The sequence below is a fragment of the Janthinobacterium sp. SUN128 genome (assembly GCF_030587275.1).
In the GTDB taxonomy this organism is placed as follows: Bacteria; Pseudomonadota; Gammaproteobacteria; order Burkholderiales; family Burkholderiaceae_D; genus Janthinobacterium; species Janthinobacterium lividum.
Window position 1 is genome coordinate 3,169,413 of sequence record NZ_JAPWHY010000001.1, and the last position, 16,155, is coordinate 3,185,567.

Genomic DNA, 16,155 nt, shown 5'->3' on the forward strand with positions numbered 1-16,155 from the left:
TCCTGGCGCGCGCCCGCGCGCCAACTGTAGGAACAATCCTACCTCACCTACCGCAGCTCCTACTGCCATATTCAGCCACTGCTGATATTAATTGCATACGGTTGTTGGCATACTGAAACCAGTCATCAAGTTGCTGGAAAGTTATTTCATCACACAGCAAGTCTTCAGCGAATTGAGCATTACCTGCCTGGACGCGCGCCGCCGACCCTTGCCCGCCCGCCGCCCCGAGCACCCCGTCATTCAACTCTGAACTACCTGTCACCAGGAGATGAACATGCTGTCCACGCAAACGCCCGACACCCGCGCTGCCTCACCGTCGCTGGCCCCCTCCTCCCCGATGGAAGCGGGACGCCAGCGCCAGGGCCGGCTCTGGTCGAACCTGAAGGAGGTGTGCGACCTGCTGCATATCTCCAGCGCCTGCACCATCGCCGCTGACGAACTGCTGTTCCAGCACGTGCAATTCAAGACGGGCCAGCGCGTGCATACCATCGGCCAACCGTTCGACACCCTGTACATCGTCAATTCGGGCTTCCTGAAAACCGTGCTCATCGATGAATTCGGCAATGAGCAGGTACTCAGCTTCCCCATGAAGGGCGACATGCTGGGCGTCGACGGCATCCACTCGCGCCATTACTCCTCGGAAGCGGTGGCCCTGTCCGACTGCGACCTGATCCTGCTGCCGTTCAAGAAGCTGACGGCGCTGGGCAGGGTGCACCTGGAACTGGAAAACGTCATGTATGGCGTGATGAGCCGCGAATTGGTGCGCGAGCAAGCCATGATCGGCATGCTGGGCGCCCTCAGCGCCGAAGCCCGCGTGGCGCGCTTCCTCGTCTCGCTGGCCGACCGCTTCGCGCAGATGGGCTATTCGAGCAAGCTGTTCAACCTGCGCATGACGCGCCATGAAATCGGCAGCTACCTGGGCCTGACCCTGGAAACGGTCAGCCGCACCTTGTCCGCATTCAATGAAATTGGCCTCATCACGGTTGACCAGCGCACCATCGGCATCAAGGATCCGGACGCCCTGAAAACCCTGCGCCGCCTGCCGCCGTCGCGCTCGCGCGCCAAGCAGCTGGCCGCCGCCAAACTCAAGGCCGATACCACCGCAGCCGCCACCGCCTCGGCGCAATTGCTGGCCACCATTTAGCGCCATCCCGATTTCTTCAAGCTTGGCACAGGCTTGGCCCGGCCAAGGCGCACAACGCCTTGCCGGGTCTTTTTTGCGGCCACTCCTCTTCCGCGCCGCGCCAGCGGCCACCTTTGCGCAGCAGCATCTTCCACGCTGCCATCTCACCGCAAAAAAGCGCGGATCCCACACAAATAAGCCTTGCTTTTCGGGCCACATTCAACAATAATGCAAATACGAATCATTCTCAACTGAGATAAAGAAAGCCCAACATGCAAAGCTCAAAACCAGCCTTGATCCAGGATGCCGCTACCGCCCACGTCCGTCCTCCCGTCAGCATGGCCCAGCCGGCGCGCCGCATCACCAGCGAAGCGCTGCTGCAACAGGGCCGCGAAGTGGAGATTGAGCACAGCGGCAAGATCTATCGCCTGCGCGTCACCCAGTTGAACAAGCTGATCCTGACTGCCTGAAGCAGCACGGCAGCCAGTCACCACACTCGCCAGCCAGTCGCGCTCCGTGCGCGCAGCCAGCCAAACCACCGCACAGGAGTGTTTGATGGCGAACGACCGACCTTCCACGACGTTTCCCTCCCCGCAAGGCCAACAGCCTGAATTGCTGCTGTCGGCCGTGCTGCATCTGATGTCGCACTACCATGCGGGCAGTCCCTGCGAGAAACTGGCCGGTGTCATCGAACGCCATCTGCAAGTGCTGTCGAATTCGCCCGGCCTGGGCCCCGTGCTGCAAGCGACGTGCCAGCAACTGTCGCAGCAGTGGGCCGCCCTGGTGGCGCTGCACCGGCCCGCGCCGCCGAAGACCACATTGCTGGAGCGCCTGGCACGCATGCTGAGCGCCAAGCGCCCTGCCTCGCCCCTGCCGCAATAATTTCTCTTCAACACTGCCACCGCCCAACAGGATACCGCCATGTGTGACAAAGACCAGTCCTTGCCCGTCATCAGCAATTGTTCCAGCGACGGAGCCGAAACGGCCGCGCTCGCTTCGCGCCGCCGCCGGCTGTGGGAACTGTCGCATACCTGCCATTGTCCGCTGGTCGGCGTGGGCTTGCCATTGGGCTACCTGCGCAAGCTGGTGGGCAAGATGACGGGCGGGCGCGTGCTGGCAGACGACTACGAAGTGCACGTGGGCGCCGTGACGGAATGCGGCGCGCGCAACCGCCTGTCCGAAGCGCTGCAAAAGGAACTCGAACGCCGCTACGCTCCCGTCATCCTGCGCTTTCGCGGCGCCAAGACCACGGAGCAGGTAGCGCAACTGTGGCGCACGGCCGTCGCCAACGGCGACGTGTCGGGCGCCTTCTGGGCTGGCCTGACGCACCCGCGCTGCGATGCCGAGCTGGAAGAGCAGATGTGCAGAGACTTGCACATGATCCAGCACCAGGCCGGCGCCTGCGTGCGCGCCGACATGGGCAAATTTACGGCCTTGCAGGAAGAAAATGTACGCCTGGCGCACGAACTGGCCAAGCTGCAACAGCGCAGCCAGGCCGCACTGATGGAAAAAACGGGCGAGCTGGAGCGCCAGGAAGCCGTGCTGCTGCGCACGCGTGCCGAGGCCATCGGCAAGGATAGCGTGATCGATGGCTTGCGCGCGGAACTGGCGCAATTGCAGGCCGCCATCCCGGCGCTGGAATCGCGCACGCGCCTGGTCGAACGCCTGGCGCAAATGGATGAGCGCGAAAAGGAATTGCGCCAGCAAATCGCGGAATTGAAACAGGCCCAGCCACGCCCGGCCGCTGCCGCGCCGCCACCGGCGCCGAAGCTGGAAGTGCCGACCGGCGGCAAGCTGAAAATGCCGATCCGCCTGGTCGACCAAAGCGTGCTGTGCGTAGGTGGGCGCAGCGGCAATGTCGCCACCTACCGCGCCCTGATCGAGCGGGTCGGCGCGCAATTCACCCACCACGACGGCGGCCTGGAAGACAATGCCAACCTGCTCGATTCGAGCCTGGCAGCGGCCGACCTGGTGATTTGCCAGACGGGCTGCATCAGCCACAGCGCCTACTGGCGCGTCAAGGATTATTGCAAGCGCACGGGCAAGCGCTGCGTCTTCATCGACAACCCCAGCATCTCCAGCCTGGCACGCGGCTTGCAGGAAGTCAGTGGCGAGATGGAGCCAGCCGCACTGGACGCCTCCGACTAAAACCTAGGCCTGCAACTCGCGCGCGATGGCTTCGCGCAAGAGCGCATCATCGGCCGTGGTGTCGGGCGCGAAACGCCCCACCACCTTGCCGTCCTTGCTGATCAAAAACTTCTCGAAATTCCACAGCACGTCGCTGGGTTGCTCCTGCGTGATGCCGTAGCCGGCCAGCTTGGCGCGGAAATCGCTGCCCGGCTTTTCCTGCGCCCGCGGCTGCTCTTGCACCAGGCGCTGGTACAGCGGATGCTGGCCCGGCCCCTTGACGACGATTTTCTCAAACATGGGAAATTGCACGCCAAACGTGCCACGGCAAAAGTCCGCGATCTCGGCGTTGGTGCCCGGCTCCTGCGCGCCGAATTCATTGGCGGGAAAACCGGCCACCACCAGGCCCTCGGCCTGCTTGTCGGCGTAGAGTTTTTCCAGTCCTTCGTACTGCGGCGTCAAGCCGCAGGCGGAGGCCACATTGACCACCAGCACGACCTTGCCGCGATAGGCGTCCAGGCTGGTGGGTTCGCCATTGATGCGGCGCAAGGGAATGTCGTAAATGCTGTCGCTCATGATGTGTCTCCTCGGATGAAACAATCATGATAGCCGTGTGTGCGCGAACGCGCTGGCGGCGTCAAAAACTCAATACACGTCGCGCCGGTAGCGCCCTTCGGCCGCCAGCGCGTCGAGCGCGGGCCGGCCCAGCATCTCTTGCAGGGCCTGATCGACGCCGCCCGCCATGCCGGCCAGGCTGCCGCAAATGTAGATGGCCGCGCCCTGCTCCAGCCACAGCTTGACCTCGTCGGCATTGCCGCGCAGGCGGTCCTGCACGTAGGTCCGCTCCGCCTGGTCGCGCGAAAACGCCAGGTCCAGGCGCGGCAAGTCGCCGCTGGCGTGCCAGCGCTCAATTTCCTCGCGATAATGGAAATCGTGGGCCAGGTTGCGCTCGCCAAAGATCAGCCAGTTGCGCCGCTGCCCCGCCAGCACGCGGCTCTTCAGGTGACCGCGCAAGCCGGCGATGCCGCTGCCGTTGCCGATCAGAATTAATGGCCGCCGGGCATTGTCTTCCAGGCGGAAGCGTTTGTGCTGGCGCAGGCGCAACTGCACCACGTCGCCGACCTTGGCTTGCGCCGTGAGCCAGCCCGAGGCCAGGCCCAGGCCGCCATCGGGATGCGCATGCTGGCGCACCAGCAGATGCACGCTGCCATCATGCGGAATCGAGGCGATCGAATATTCGCGCGGCTGCGATGGGTCGGCGGGGGCGGTCACCTGCACAAGGTCGCCCGACTGCCATTCCGGCAAGCTGCCCGTCACCGGCGCCAGTTCCACGTGGTAGATGGCGCCGCCGGCGCTGCCAGGGTTGAGGTGGCGCCGCTGCGTCAAACGCCAGTCGCCGAAGGCGGGGGCGCTCCAGTCGGGCGCGTCGCTGGTGCCGGCCAGGTGGCTCAGGTGCTGGAACCATTGCTCGATGGCGGCGCTGGCACTGCGGTCGACTTCGATGCGCTCGAACAGGCGCGAGGCGCCCTGCGCCGCCAGCCAGGCATCGAGCGCGCGGCCGAAGCCGCAATAATGGCCATAGCTGCGGTCGCCCAGGGCCAGCACGGCGTAATGCAATTGCGGCAGCGCCAGCTCGCCCGTCATCAGGCGGCCCATGAAGGCGGCTGCATTGTCAGGCGCGTCGCCTTCGCCATAGGTGCTGACCAAAAACAGGGCCCGCTCGGCTTGTTGCAGATCAATGGCCGTGAGGTCGGCCAGCGCACACAGGCGCACGGGGATGCCGGCCAGTCGCAGGCTCTGCGCCGTTTGCGTGGCCAGTTCCTCGGCATTGCCCGTCTGGCTCGCATACGCCACCAGCCAGGCGGGATTGTTGGCCAGCGCCTCCCTGGCGGCGTCGGACGCGCGGCGCTTGGCGCGCGCGCGCAGCCAGGGCGCCAGGCACACGCCCGCATAACTGAGGGACAGGGCGGCCAGCAAGGCCAGCCGCGTCGTATCGTGCGTAAAAATCATGGAATCAATCGTTCATTCGTCGAGCATGGCCAGCATGTGGCTGCTCAGCGTTTCGTGGTAGCCCTCGCCGTCGCGCTGCAGGAAGCGCGCAGCCAGGCCCTGCTCTTCGGCCAGCGCCATGCCGGCTTCCGGCCCCAGCACGGTCAGGGCCGTCGACCAGGCATCGGCCGCCATGCATTCGGCATGCACGACGGTGACGGAAGCGAGTTGGTTGGCGATCGGCATGCCGCTGCGCGGATCGATGGTGTGTGAGAAACGCACCGTGCCGTCCTGGAAGAAACGCCGGTAGTCGCCCGAGGTCGCCACGGACAAGCCGTGCAGCGCCAGCAGCATTTCCGCCGGATGCTGTGCATTATCGGCACTATCGGCGGCGCCATCGGCCTGTTCCAGCATGACCCACCACGGCTGGCCATCGGGCTTGCTGCCAGCGCCGCGCAGCTCGCCGCCCACTTCCACCAGGTAATGGTGGATGCCCTGGCTTTCCAGGTAGCGGGCCAGGCGGTCCACGCCATAGCCCTTGGCCACGGCGGACAAATCGAGCTGCAAGCCGCCCGGCTGGCGCGCGCGGCGGGCCGGCAAGTCGAGTTCCAGGCGGCGGCGCTGGCGCTGCGCCAGCAGCAGCGCCACGGTATCGTCTTTCGGCGGCAGAAAGCCAGGCTCGTCATAACGGTTGCGGGGGCCGAAGCCCCACAGGTTGACGAGCGCGCCCGCACACGGATCGTACGCGCCGCCGGACGCTTGCGACACGTGCATGGCAAAGCCCAGCACCTCGCAAAACGCGGCGGGCAGGCTGTGCCAGCTGCCAGGCTCGGCCCGGTTGAAGCGGCCCAGGTCGGACTCGTCGCTCCAGTGGCTCATTTGCGCCACCACCAGGTCCAGCTGCTGCTGCAAGCCCTGCTGCAAGTCGGCGCTGCCCGCGCGTCCCGGCATGGCGGGCTCGAGCAAGCGTACCGACCAGCTGGTGCCCATCGACAGGCCGCGCAAGTCCCGGATCGCGGCACCGGGCGGCGCGACCTGATCGGAAATTTGCTGCGGCAGCAGGACCCGGCGCATCGGCGCTCTCGTGACGATGCCGCCGCTTACTGCGGCAACACTTCCACGGTGGCCGCGTACGTCATGCGGCGCTCGGGCATGGCTGGCGGCTGGCCGGCCACGGCCGGTGCGGCCGCAGGCCAGGTGCTGCTCAGGTAGTACATGCCGGCCGCAGGGACCGTAAACGTGATCTCGCCCTTGGCATCCGTGCTCTGGCGGATTTCACCGAGCACGCCACGGTAGCGCACGCCGCCTGGCACGAGGCTGAACGCCTGGTTCGCCGCCGGCTTGCCGTCGACCAGGAAGCGCCAGGTGGCTTTCTCGCCGGCGCGCAAGTCGTTCGGGTGCGTCACCGGCACGAATTCCAGGCCCACGCCCGTCGGCTTGAACACTTCCGTGCTGGTTTCGCCATTGCTGAAGAAGGTTTCCAGGCGCGCTGCCGTGCGCGTGATTTTCAGTTCTTGCGCGTCAGCCGGCACTTCCTTCTTGAACGTTTCCTCGTTGCCACGGAAACGCTTCTGCTCGCCATTGAGCTTGTAGCTGCCCATCACGTTTTGCGACACGATGGCCGCTTTATACGTGCCAGGTTTTTCCATTTTCACATCGAAAACGCTGCGCAAACGGCCCGTGACCGTGTTCGCCGGCGTGACTTTGGCGCCGTCCGGACCGATGACTTGCAGCGCGTCCAGGCGCAGCGGCTGGTGGTCGATCTCGAACAGGCCGTCGGAGACGGCTGCGTCCACCGTCACCCAGGCGTCCTTGCTTTCCACCATCGTGCTCGATGGCACCATCCAGCCGCGGTGGGCGTGGGCGTTCATGGCCAGGCCGGCCAGGGCCAGGGCGATCAGGGATTGGTTGAATCGATTGAACATGATGTGCGCCTTATGGTTTGAGTTGGACGACGACATTGCCGAGTTCTTCCTTGCCTTTGGCAGGCACGGACTGGGCCGACTTCAGCGGCCACTGGAACGGCACGCGCACCAGCTCGCGTCCACCCGCTTCACGCGCCGCTTCCACCACCACCTGGTATTCGCCGGCCGGCAGCTTGTCGAGCAAGGCCTTGGCACCGGGGAAAGTCAGGGTATGTTCGCCCGGCGCACGCGTGGCGCCGCTGACGCCGTCAACGGGCATGGCCAGGTCGCGGCCGCTCTTGCGCCACCATTGACGCATGTCCTTCAGCCATTTTTCGCCGGCCTTGTCCTTCTTTTTCACGTCATACAGCACCGTCAGATTGCCGACGACCTTTTGATCGGCCGTTTCCAGCCATGCCGCCACGTAAGGACGGTGGTACTCCGCCACGTTCAGTTGCGGGATTTCAATCTTGAGGGCCAGGTCGGCCGCCATCGCCGAAGTGCCGATCAGGGGAAGGCCAAGCGCCAGGGAGTAGCGTAATTTCATGGTGTGCCTGTAAAAAGGAAAAATAAAAACGATCAGTGAATAAACAGCAAGGCGATCGCGCAAGGTATCAAGATACCGAGACCAACCATCGGCCAGGTAAATGGCCGGTTGGCCGCGTGGAACTTCAAAATCAATAGCCCCGTCAGGCAAAACACGATGCAGGCGCCGGCAAAGATGTCGATGAACCAGCTCCAGGCCACGCCCGTGTTGCGGCCCTTGTGGACATCGTTGAGCCAGGATACCCAACCCCGGTCCGTCAATTCATATTCGGCGGCCCCGTCTTCCAGTCCGATGCGCACCCAGGCATCGCCGCCCGCCTTGGGCAGCGGCAAATACACTTCGTCGACCGACCATTCGGCGGGACGGCCGCCCGCATTGAGCGACCATTGCTGCTTGAGCCAGGCTTCGGCGGCGGCCGGCATGGGCGCATTGGCACCATCGTGCTTGGCGGCATACGCGGCCAGTTCCGTGACGAGGGGTGCCGGCAACGCCGCCTTCTGGCGCGTGATCGCCGGCTTGGATTCGATCTGGCCTGCGTGGTTCAGGGTGATGCCGGTGATGGCGAACAAAAACATGCCCAGCAGGCAAAGCGCTGAGCTGATCCAGTGCCATTGATGCAAGTTCTTCAGCCAGACGGCGCGGCTGGCGTTGTTCTTGGCCTTGTCTGCGGCGCCCGCATTACCCATCAAGCGCTCCCGCCAAGGAGCGGGCCAGGTGGCGCGACAAGTCAGTGTGCTTCATTCCCATCCTTCAATCAAAGTTCATGCCGACATTTTCAAACAAATGATAATGATTATCATTTATTAAGTCAATACATGGGGCGCCCCGCCGGGCCAGCGTTTTGTAACAGCTTTGAAACATGCACAACAAGACCGGACCATGCGTGCCGCTACGTAAGCTGCCGTACAGAGCCGCGAGCCATGCCCGCCTATGCTGTTGTTCAGGACAATCAAACAGGAGCACAATATGCAAGCGTATTCCAGCGAACAAGTGGCCAGCATCGCGGCCAAGATCAAGGATGTCAAATTCGGCATGCTGACCACCAGCGACGACATGCGCACCCTCACCAGCCGGCCGCTGACGCAGCAGCAGGTCGACAAGGAAGGGCAAATCTGGTTCTTTGTCTCGGATGAGGCCGCCTACACGCGCGACTTGCTGAACAATCCACAAGTCAATGTCAGCTTTGTCGACACGGGCGACAGCCTGTATGTATCCGTCTGCGGCCACGCGCAGCTGCTGAAGGACCGCGCCAAGGCGGAGGAATTGTGGAACCCGCTGGTCAAAGCCTGGTTCCCGGGCGGACTCGACGATCCGAAGCTGTCGCTGATCAAGGTGACGATCCAGTCGGCAGAATACTGGGATAGCAGCGCCAGCAAGATGATGCAATTCTATGAAATGGCCAAGGCCGCCATTACGGGCGAGCCGCCGAAGGACTTGGGCGAACACGGCAGGGTCGATCTGTAGCCGAGTCGCCAATGTTATCCGCGCCGGCAAGCAGCCGGCGTTACTCCCCGTATGGTGGAATGGCCAGCCGGCGTGCGCGAACACGTCCAACAGCTGGCCCTGCGGGGATTACCAGACAGTCAAGAAGGGAAGCTCAGACGCCGGTACTGCCCGTGGTGTCCGGCCCATCGTCGGCACTCTGCCTGCTCTGCCCGGCGGAACCGGACTGGTGATGGGGCAAGCGGTCGGCGCGCCGCACTTCGCCGATGGAAAACAGATCGTCGCCGATATCGAGGCCTTGCTCGCTATCGACCAGCACAAAGTTTTCAGCCGAGTCGGCCGTGCTTTGCTTGCTGCCCGCCGTGGATGGCGTGCCGCCCTGGCTATTGCCCGGTTGCGGCGTATTCGAGTTGCCCATTATCTTCTCCCTGATCATCGATGCGGTTGACTGCGAGGTGATTGCCAGGTGATCGCACATTGCCGGCGCAGCTCATTCATCATAGTCCATGCCTGCTGCATTGCATCAAAATTTTGCGGCTGCCGGACAGATGCGGCCATGACCAGCGGCGTGCCTGCCTGCCGCTGGCCATGATCACTTGCTACTGCTCATGACTACTACTTGCACTACTGCTTGTTGCGCGAGCCCGAGCTCGATCCCGAACCGCCGCTTTGCTTGTTACCACTGTCGCGGTTGCCTTCCTGGTTCATGCCGGCATTGTCGCGCGAGCCGCTGGAACTGGCTGCGCTTTGCCGGCTGGCGTCGTTCTTGTGACTTTGGCTGCCTGCGCGGCGGGCCTCTTCCGAGGTGAATTCATGCGCCGTGCCTTTTTCATGCGCGGCACGCCCCCCTTCGCTGGCGATTTCGCGCTGCTGGGCGGGGTCCATGGAAGCGAAACCCCGTTTGCTGGTATCGCTTTGCTTGTTGCCGCCGCTGCTACTGCTACTGGTTTTACTACCTTGCTGTTTATTGTCGCTCGATGTGGCCATGATGATCTCCTTGATCGATGGAATCAGAAACAGTGCAAACCATGCAATTCTTCCCCCTCGCATGGCAAGGGAACAGTCATCTTAGTGCGCACATGGGGCACAAGAAATAGGAGGATGGCAAGAGCGTATGTAGGATGTGTCCCGCCTACGGTAACGCAGTTACTTTCAGTTTTCCACCAAAAGTACCAGACACTCAGCAGTTAGCGGGTAGTGCGAAAATCGCCGCGTCGGCCGTCACGTAGACGCGCTCGCCAGCGGCTGGCCGCACCGCATGGCCGCCCGTGAATGCGCCAAACGAGGGCAGGATGGCGCGATGCTGACCCAGCAGGAAACACGGCAGGCGCAAGCCGCCCCTTTCAGCGCGCAAGTGAAACACGGGATGCACGTGGCCGGCCAGCACATAACCGGGCGCGGCGATGTCCGGGTGATGGCAGAACGACAGATTGCCCACCTGATGCGGCTCATCGACCATGCTGATCCCCAGCGCGGCGGCCGGGTCGCCCGCATGCGCATCGTGGTTGCCGCGCACCACCGTCAGTCGCACGTCCGGATGGCGCGCGCGCCAGGCCTGCATGGCGGCCACGGTGGCGGCCCCGTGCGCGGCGCGCGCGTGCAAAAAATCGCCGAGAAAGACGATTTCCTCGCAAGCGTAACTGGCCAGCAGGGCGTCGAGCGCCAGCAGGTTTTGGGTGGTGGTGCCGCGCGGCACGGGCACGCCTAGCGCGCGAAACGCGGCCGCCTTGCCGAAATGGATGTCGGCGATGACCAGCATCCTGCGCGCGGGCCAATACACGGCCTTGTGCGCCAGCAGCCACAGAATCTCGCCGGCCAGTTCCACCACGCAGTGCGCTTGCTGCGGGCCGCTCATGCGGCCGCCTTTTCCAGCGCGCTGACCAGGCGCGCCACCCGGTCCGACAGCTTTTCCGTCGTCAGCTGTTCGCGGAAGCGCTCGACCATCAGGCCGAAGGCAAACGGCGATGCCCGCTCCAGCGCTTGCAGGGAAATCTGCCGGCCATGCAGCTCGCGCAAGGTGGCGCGCAAGCGCGTCAATTCCAGTTCCTGTTCCAGCACTTCGCGCTGCGCCTGCGTGAGCAGCAAATTGGCCGCGTCGTGCTTGCGGAACACTTCAAAGAAGAGCGAGGAAGACGCCTGCAGCTGGCGCGCGCTTTTCGGCTGGCCCGGATAGCCCTGGAACACGAGGCCGGCGATGCGGGCGATTTCGCGGAAGCGCCGCTGCGACAATTCAGTCGCGTTCAGGCTGGCCAGCACGTCTTCCAGCAGATTGTCCGTGCTGAACAGGGCAATATCGGCGCCGCTGGCGCCCGCCAGCAGCGGCGCATAATCGATGTCGTCCGCGCCCAGCAATTCAAAGCCGTAGTCGTTGACGGCAATCGACAAGGTGGCCGGCTGCACGCGCGCGATGCGGTACGCCAGCAGCGACGCCAGGCCCAGGTGCACCGAGCGCCCGGCAAACGGATACACGAACAGGTGATGGCCTTCGCGGCTGGACAAGGTTTCAAGCAAGAGGCTGGCGCGCGTGGGCAGGCTCGACCATGCCTGCTGGATGGCCAGCAGCGGCGCCAGCGCGCGCATTTCCGGCCCGCTGGCCTTCCCTTCTTGCGCCAGCTGCAACTGGTCCAGCACGGCATGCGCGAGTTCCGACGACAGCGGCATCTTGCCGCCCTGCCAGCGCGGCACGGCGCCGCGGCTGCCTGTTGCGCGCCGCACGTAGGCCGTCATCTCGTGCACGCGCACGAATTCCAGGATGCGCCCGCCAAACAAAAAATGGTCGCCCTGCTTCAGGCGCGCGATGAACGATTCCTCGATGCTGCCGATGCGCGCGCCACCGAGAAACTTGACCTGAATGGCCGCCTCCGACACGATGGTGCCGATGCTCATGCGGTGGCGCCGCGCCAGGGCCACGTCCGGCACGCGGTACACGCCCTCATCGTCCGGCAGCACTCGCCGGTATTCCGGATACACGGTCAGGCTTTGCCCGCCGCGCGCAACGAAGTCGAGCGCCCATTGCCACTCGTCCAGGGTCAGGTGGCGATACGACCAGGCGGCGCGCACTTCCTCATACAATTGAGCCGACTGGAAGCCGCCACCCAGCGCGATCGTCACCAGGTGCTGCACCAGCACGTCGAGCGGCTTGTCCGGCACCGGGCGCGCTTCCAGGTGGCCCTGCGCCAGGGCAGCGCGGGCAGCCGCCGCTTCCAGCAATTCCAGGCTGTTGGTGGGTACCAAGGTGACGCGCGAGATGCGCCCCGGCGCGTGGCCGCTGCGCCCGGCCCGCTGCACCAGGCGCGCGATGCCTTTCGCGCTGCCCACCTGCAAGACCCGCTCGACGGGCAGGAAGTCGACGCCCAGGTCCAGGCTGGACGTGCACACGACGGCTTTCAGTTCGCCCGTTTTCAGGTGCTGTTCGACCCACTCGCGCACTTCACGGTCCAGCGAACCGTGGTGCAGGGCGATCAGGCCCGCCCAGTCGGGCCGCGCATCGAGCAAATGCTGGTACCACAGCTCGGCCTGCGAACGCGTGTTGGTGAATACCAGGGTGGTGGCGCTGCCCTCGATCTCGGCGATCAGGGGCTGCAGCATCTGGATGCCCAGGTGGCCGCCCCAGGGAAAGCGCGTGGGGTTGACGGGGATCAGGCTGTCGACAAGGATGCGCTTTTTAATTTTACCTTCCACCAGCACGCCGGCGTTTTCCTCGCCCAGCAAGACGTCCTGCGCCTGCTGCAAGTTGCCCAGGGTAGCCGACAAGCCCCACGTCATCAGGTTTTCCTGCCAGCGGCGCAAACGGGCCAGGGCCAGTTGCACCTGCACGCCGCGCTTGCTGCCCATCAATTCGTGCCACTCGTCGACGATCACGGTTTCCAGCAGGCTGAAACGTTCCCGGGCGTCCGCCTGGCTGAGCATCAGGGACAGGCTTTCCGGCGTCGTGACGAGCACCTCGGGCCAGGCCTTCGCCTGCCGCGCCCGCTGCGCCGCGCTCGTGTCGCCCGTGCGCGCCTCGATGCGCCAGCCGGGAGCGAGCTCCGCACCCGAGGCTTGCAGCGCGCGCACGGTGTCGGCGGCCAGTGCCCGCATGGGCGTGATCCACAGCACGCGCAAGCCCTGCTTTCTCCCCTTGCGCGCCAGCCGCTCGGCGCGCAGCAAGGCGCCGAACCACACGGCATACGTCTTGCCGGAACCCGTGCTCGCATGCAGCAGGCCGGAGCGACCCTGCGCGCCAGCACGCCAGACGGCGCGCTGGAACGGAAACACCGTCCAGCCGCGCGTGACAAACCACGCATCGATGCGCTGCGCCAGCGTGCTCATCGCTTGCTCATGTGGTCTGGGCCAGCATGGCCTTCAGGGTGGCCAGCGTGTCCGCGTCGGCGATGGCCTTGTCTTCGCGCCGGCGCAGGATGCGGGGAAAGCGCACGGCGATGCCCGCCTTGTGGCGACTCGACGCAGCAATGCCTTCGAAACCGATCTCGAACACCATCGTCGGCCGCACGCTGCGCACGGGACCGAATTTTTCTACCGTCGTCTTGCGGATGGCGGCATCGACCTGGCCGATCTCCGCATCCGTGAGGCCGGAATACGCCTTGGCGAACGGCACCAGCTTGCGTTCTTCACCGCCCTCCTCATCCGTGTCACTGTCCCAGACGGCAAAGGTGTAGTCCGTGTACAGCGACGCGCGCCGGCCGTGGCCCGCCTGGGCGTAGATCAGCACGGCGTCGATGGCATACGGGTCGATCTTCCACTTCCACCACGTGCCCACATCCTTCGTGCGGCCCACGCCATACGCGGCCGACACGGCCTTGAGCATCAAGCCTTCCACGCCGCGCGCCCGCGATTCAGCGCGGATGGCTGCCAGCGCCTCCCAGCTTGCCGCCTCGATGCGCGGCGACAGGCGCAGCGCGGAAGAGTCCACGCCGGCCACCACGGTTTCCAGCAGCGCGCGGCGCTCCAGCTGGGGCAACTGGCGGACATCGACGCCATCGATTTCCAGCACATCGTAGGCCACCAGCACGGCGGGCAGCTCGGCCAGCAGCTTGGACGACACCGTCTTGCGGCCCATGCGTTGTTGCAAGTCGGCAAATGGCGCAGGCACGTCACCCGGCTGCCAGATGAGGATTTCGCCATCGAGCACGGTCCCCTCGGGCAAGGCCAGCTGCGCCAGTTCGGGAAAGCGCTCCGTGATCAATTCCTCGCCGCGCGACCACAGCCAGTTCACGCCCCCGCGGCGCAGCAGCTGGGCGCGCATGCCGTCGTATTTCCATTCGGCCAGCCAGTCGCCGATGTCGCCCAGCGTCTCCGGCCCCGCCTGCAAGGGATGCGCGAGGAAGAACGGGTAAGGCTGGCCGCCGCGCAGCGCATGCTCGCCCTCCGACTGCGCGGCGATCAGTTTGAGAAAGCCCGCGCCCGTGGGGCTGACCTTGCCATCGGTCCAGCCCATCAGGCGCTGGGCGATCAGCTTGCTGTCGACGGCCGCGATGGATGCCAGCGCGCGCGTCACCAGCAGTTTTGACACGCCCACGCGAAAGCCGCCGCCTATCAGTTTGAGCAACAAAAATCGTTCGCGCGTTTCCAGCTCGTCCCAGTAGGCCAGCAAGTCGGCGCGGATGGTGTCGGGCGCCGCGCCGCGCAACGGTGCGATGCGCTGCTCGACCCACTCGGCCAGGCCGATGTCGCTGCGCCTGGCGGGCGCGGGCAGGATCAGGGCGATGGTTTCGGCCAGGTCGCCCACGGCGTGATAGGCCTCGTCGAACAGCCAGGCATCGAGGCCCGCCCGCTCGGTCGCGTACTCGCGCAACAACCTGGTGGGCACGGCCTGGCGCGGTTTGCCGCCGGCCAGGAAATACACGGCCCAGGCCGCATTGTCGGGCGAGGCGCCGCGAAAATAGGCTTGCAGCGCCGCCAGCTTGCGGCTGGTGGAGGTGGTTTCGTCGAGTTCCGCGTACAGCCGGGCAAAGTCACGCATGGGTGACGTCCTCCGCTGCCGTGGACGCACCGGGCGCATTGTCATCGGCCTCGTCGTCGCCATATTCCGTCTCGAAGCCGCCCGCCTGCCAGCCGTTCTGCTGCAGCCAGCGCACCATCACGGGAATCGAGCCATGCGTGACGATGATGCGTTCAGCCTGCGTAGCCTGGATGGCTTGCATCAGGCCGGGCCAGTCGGCATGGTCGGACAGGACAAAACCCCGGTCCACGCCGCGCCGCCGGCGCGCGCCGCGCAGCAGCATCCAGCCGCTGGCAAACGCATCGCTGTAGTCGCCGAAACGCTTCATCCACGGCGAGCCGGCGGCCGACGGCGGCGCGATCACCAGCGCCGTCTTCAGGGCCGCCTTGTCCGTGACGTTATCGACCATGACGGTGGCGGGCAAGGCCACGCCGCACTCGCGGTAGACCTGCGTCAATGCCTGCGCCGCGCCATGGCAGATAATGGGACCGATGGTCGCGTCCAGTCCCGCCAGGATGCGCTGCGCCTTGCCGAAGGCATAGCAGAACAGCACGCTGGTGCGTCCCTCGGCCGCATTCCTGCGCCACCACTGGTTGATATCGTCATAAACCTCCTGCGGCGCCTGCCAGCGGTAGATGGGCAGGCCGAAGGTCGATTCCGTGATGAATGTATCGCAGCGCACGGGCTCGAACGGTGCGCAGGTGGGGTCGGGCTGCAGCTTGTAGTCGCCGGACGCCACCCACACTTCACCGCCGTGCTGCATGCGCACCTGGGCCGAGCCCAGCACGTGGCCGGCCGGATGCAGTGACACTTGCACGCCGTGGTGTTCTATCGTGTCGCCATACGCGAGTGCCTGGATGGAAACGGCGCCCAGGCGCGCGCGCAGCACCTGCTCGCCGGGAGCGGCGCACAGGTAATGCCGGTGTCCGACTCTCGCATGGTCGGCGTGCGCATGCGTGATGATGGCGCGCTCGACGGGGCGCCACGGGTCGATGTAGAACTGACCCGGCACACAATACAAGCCTTCCTTGCGCACCACCACCATGTCTGTCATGCCCTGCTCCCTGCGTTAAAAAAGCGC

The 16,155-nt window shown here is 65.0% G+C and carries 17 protein-coding genes; 5 read left to right on the forward strand and 12 right to left on the reverse strand.

Going from position 1 to position 16,155, the window contains the following annotated elements; all coding sequences use genetic code 11:
- The first annotated feature begins 337 nt into the window (after nt 1–337).
- The 4 genes from O3297_RS14345 (at nt 338) to O3297_RS14360 (ending at nt 3,271) form a co-directional block, all read left to right on the forward strand.
- Entirely contained in the window at nt 338–1,144 is an 807-nt protein-coding gene (locus O3297_RS14345; RefSeq protein ID WP_034783488.1) for a Crp/Fnr family transcriptional regulator, read from the forward strand.
- Nucleotides 1,145–1,395: 251 nt separating this feature from the next.
- Nucleotides 1,396–1,593, forward strand: coding sequence for a hemin uptake protein HemP (gene hemP, locus O3297_RS14350; RefSeq protein WP_034750559.1), 198 nt, complete (start codon nt 1,396–1,398; stop codon nt 1,591–1,593).
- Between the two features lie 85 nt (nt 1,594–1,678).
- Nucleotides 1,679–2,005 carry a hypothetical protein gene (locus O3297_RS14355; protein ID WP_176376267.1) on the forward strand — a complete coding sequence of 109 codons (327 nt, stop codon included), beginning with the start codon at nt 1,679–1,681 and terminating at the stop codon, nt 2,003–2,005.
- Between the two features lie 39 nt (nt 2,006–2,044).
- The gene (locus tag O3297_RS14360) at nt 2,045–3,271 is read left to right on the forward strand and encodes a DUF2325 domain-containing protein (protein ID WP_305048989.1); all 1,227 of its coding nucleotides are present in this window, start codon (nt 2,045–2,047) and stop codon (nt 3,269–3,271) included.
- Nucleotides 3,272–3,274: 3 nt separating this feature from the next.
- Here O3297_RS14360 and O3297_RS14365 read toward each other — a convergent pair whose 3' ends face one another.
- From O3297_RS14365 to O3297_RS14390, 6 genes are all read right to left on the reverse strand, one after another.
- Entirely contained in the window at nt 3,275–3,826 is a 552-nt protein-coding gene (locus O3297_RS14365; RefSeq protein ID WP_151096629.1) for a glutathione peroxidase, read from the reverse strand.
- A 69-nt stretch (nt 3,827–3,895) separates the two neighbouring features.
- On the reverse strand, nt 3,896–5,260 hold the full coding sequence (locus O3297_RS14370; protein WP_305048990.1) for a sulfite reductase subunit alpha: 1,365 nt from the start codon (nt 5,258–5,260) through the stop codon (nt 3,896–3,898).
- Between the two features lie 12 nt (nt 5,261–5,272).
- Nucleotides 5,273–6,313: an FAD:protein FMN transferase gene (locus O3297_RS14375; RefSeq protein WP_305048991.1), complete on the reverse strand. Its 1,041-nt coding sequence runs from the start codon at nt 6,311–6,313 to the stop codon at nt 5,273–5,275.
- A 26-nt stretch (nt 6,314–6,339) separates the two neighbouring features.
- Nucleotides 6,340–7,164 (reverse strand): DUF4198 domain-containing protein, encoded by an 825-nt coding sequence (locus tag O3297_RS14380; protein WP_092606481.1) that lies wholly within the window; start codon nt 7,162–7,164, stop codon nt 6,340–6,342.
- 10 nt (nt 7,165–7,174) lie between these two features.
- Nucleotides 7,175–7,690, reverse strand: coding sequence for a DUF2271 domain-containing protein (locus O3297_RS14385; protein ID WP_034783417.1), 516 nt, complete (start codon nt 7,688–7,690; stop codon nt 7,175–7,177).
- Nucleotides 7,691–7,722: 32 nt separating this feature from the next.
- The gene (locus O3297_RS14390) at nt 7,723–8,376 is read right to left on the reverse strand and encodes a PepSY-associated TM helix domain-containing protein (protein WP_211546703.1); all 654 of its coding nucleotides are present in this window, start codon (nt 8,374–8,376) and stop codon (nt 7,723–7,725) included.
- A gap of 280 nt (nt 8,377–8,656) precedes the next feature.
- Here O3297_RS14390 and O3297_RS14395 point away from each other — a divergent pair, with 280 nt between their 5' ends.
- A complete protein-coding gene (locus O3297_RS14395) occupies nt 8,657–9,154 on the forward strand; it encodes a pyridoxamine 5'-phosphate oxidase family protein (RefSeq protein WP_305048992.1) in 498 nt (165 codons plus the stop codon).
- Between the two features lie 133 nt (nt 9,155–9,287).
- On the opposite strand, the gene O3297_RS14400 is transcribed toward O3297_RS14395, so the two are convergent.
- The 6 genes from O3297_RS14400 to O3297_RS14425 form a co-directional block, all read right to left on the reverse strand.
- Complete coding sequence (locus tag O3297_RS14400) at nt 9,288–9,551, reverse strand: hypothetical protein (RefSeq protein ID WP_034783412.1); 264 nt, start codon at nt 9,549–9,551, stop codon at nt 9,288–9,290.
- A gap of 206 nt (nt 9,552–9,757) precedes the next feature.
- Nucleotides 9,758–10,120, reverse strand: a complete 363-nt coding sequence (locus O3297_RS14405) for a KGG domain-containing protein (RefSeq protein ID WP_305048993.1) — start codon at nt 10,118–10,120, stop codon at nt 9,758–9,760.
- Between the two features lie 193 nt (nt 10,121–10,313).
- Nucleotides 10,314–10,988: a ligase-associated DNA damage response endonuclease PdeM gene (gene pdeM, locus O3297_RS14410; RefSeq protein WP_305048994.1), complete on the reverse strand. Its 675-nt coding sequence runs from the start codon at nt 10,986–10,988 to the stop codon at nt 10,314–10,316.
- Nucleotides 10,985–13,444: a ligase-associated DNA damage response DEXH box helicase gene (locus O3297_RS14415; RefSeq protein ID WP_305048995.1), complete on the reverse strand. Its 2,460-nt coding sequence runs from the start codon at nt 13,442–13,444 to the stop codon at nt 10,985–10,987. Before O3297_RS14415 ends, pdeM begins: the two co-directional genes overlap by 4 nt.
- A gap of 7 nt (nt 13,445–13,451) precedes the next feature.
- Nucleotides 13,452–15,095 carry an ATP-dependent DNA ligase gene (locus O3297_RS14420; protein WP_305048996.1) on the reverse strand — a complete coding sequence of 548 codons (1,644 nt, stop codon included), beginning with the start codon at nt 15,093–15,095 and terminating at the stop codon, nt 13,452–13,454.
- Entirely contained in the window at nt 15,088–16,128 is a 1,041-nt protein-coding gene (locus O3297_RS14425) for a ligase-associated DNA damage response exonuclease (RefSeq protein WP_151096635.1), read from the reverse strand. Before O3297_RS14425 ends, O3297_RS14420 begins: the two co-directional genes overlap by 8 nt.
- Nucleotides 16,129–16,155 lie beyond the last annotated feature (27 nt).

Coding starts and splice junctions, on each gene's coding strand:
- O3297_RS14345 (WP_034783488.1), top strand. CDS start 338: ATGGAAGCGGGACGCCAGCGCCAGGGCCGGCTCTGGTCGAACCTGAAG.
- hemP (WP_034750559.1), top strand. CDS start 1,396: ATGCAAAGCTCAAAACCAGCCTTGATCCAGGATGCCGCTACCGCCCAC.
- O3297_RS14355 (WP_176376267.1), top strand. CDS start 1,679: ATGGCGAACGACCGACCTTCCACGACGTTTCCCTCCCCGCAAGGCCAA.
- O3297_RS14360 (WP_305048989.1), top strand. CDS start 2,045: ATGTGTGACAAAGACCAGTCCTTGCCCGTCATCAGCAATTGTTCCAGC.
- O3297_RS14365 (WP_151096629.1), bottom strand. CDS start 3,826: ATGAGCGACAGCATTTACGACATTCCCTTGCGCCGCATCAATGGCGAA.
- O3297_RS14370 (WP_305048990.1), bottom strand. CDS start 5,260: ATGATTTTTACGCACGATACGACGCGGCTGGCCTTGCTGGCCGCCCTG.
- O3297_RS14375 (WP_305048991.1), bottom strand. CDS start 6,313: ATGCGCCGGGTCCTGCTGCCGCAGCAAATTTCCGATCAGGTCGCGCCG.
- O3297_RS14380 (WP_092606481.1), bottom strand. CDS start 7,164: ATGTTCAATCGATTCAACCAATCCCTGATCGCCCTGGCCCTGGCCGGC.
- O3297_RS14385 (WP_034783417.1), bottom strand. CDS start 7,690: ATGAAATTACGCTACTCCCTGGCGCTTGGCCTTCCCCTGATCGGCACT.
- O3297_RS14390 (WP_211546703.1), bottom strand. CDS start 8,376: ATGGGTAATGCGGGCGCCGCAGACAAGGCCAAGAACAACGCCAGCCGC.
- O3297_RS14395 (WP_305048992.1), top strand. CDS start 8,657: ATGCAAGCGTATTCCAGCGAACAAGTGGCCAGCATCGCGGCCAAGATC.
- O3297_RS14400 (WP_034783412.1), bottom strand. CDS start 9,551: ATGGGCAACTCGAATACGCCGCAACCGGGCAATAGCCAGGGCGGCACG.
- O3297_RS14405 (WP_305048993.1), bottom strand. CDS start 10,120: ATGGCCACATCGAGCGACAATAAACAGCAAGGTAGTAAAACCAGTAGC.
- pdeM (WP_305048994.1), bottom strand. CDS start 10,988: ATGAGCGGCCCGCAGCAAGCGCACTGCGTGGTGGAACTGGCCGGCGAG.
- O3297_RS14415 (WP_305048995.1), bottom strand. CDS start 13,444: ATGAGCACGCTGGCGCAGCGCATCGATGCGTGGTTTGTCACGCGCGGC.
- O3297_RS14420 (WP_305048996.1), bottom strand. CDS start 15,095: ATGCGTGACTTTGCCCGGCTGTACGCGGAACTCGACGAAACCACCTCC.
- O3297_RS14425 (WP_151096635.1), bottom strand. CDS start 16,128: ATGACAGACATGGTGGTGGTGCGCAAGGAAGGCTTGTATTGTGTGCCG.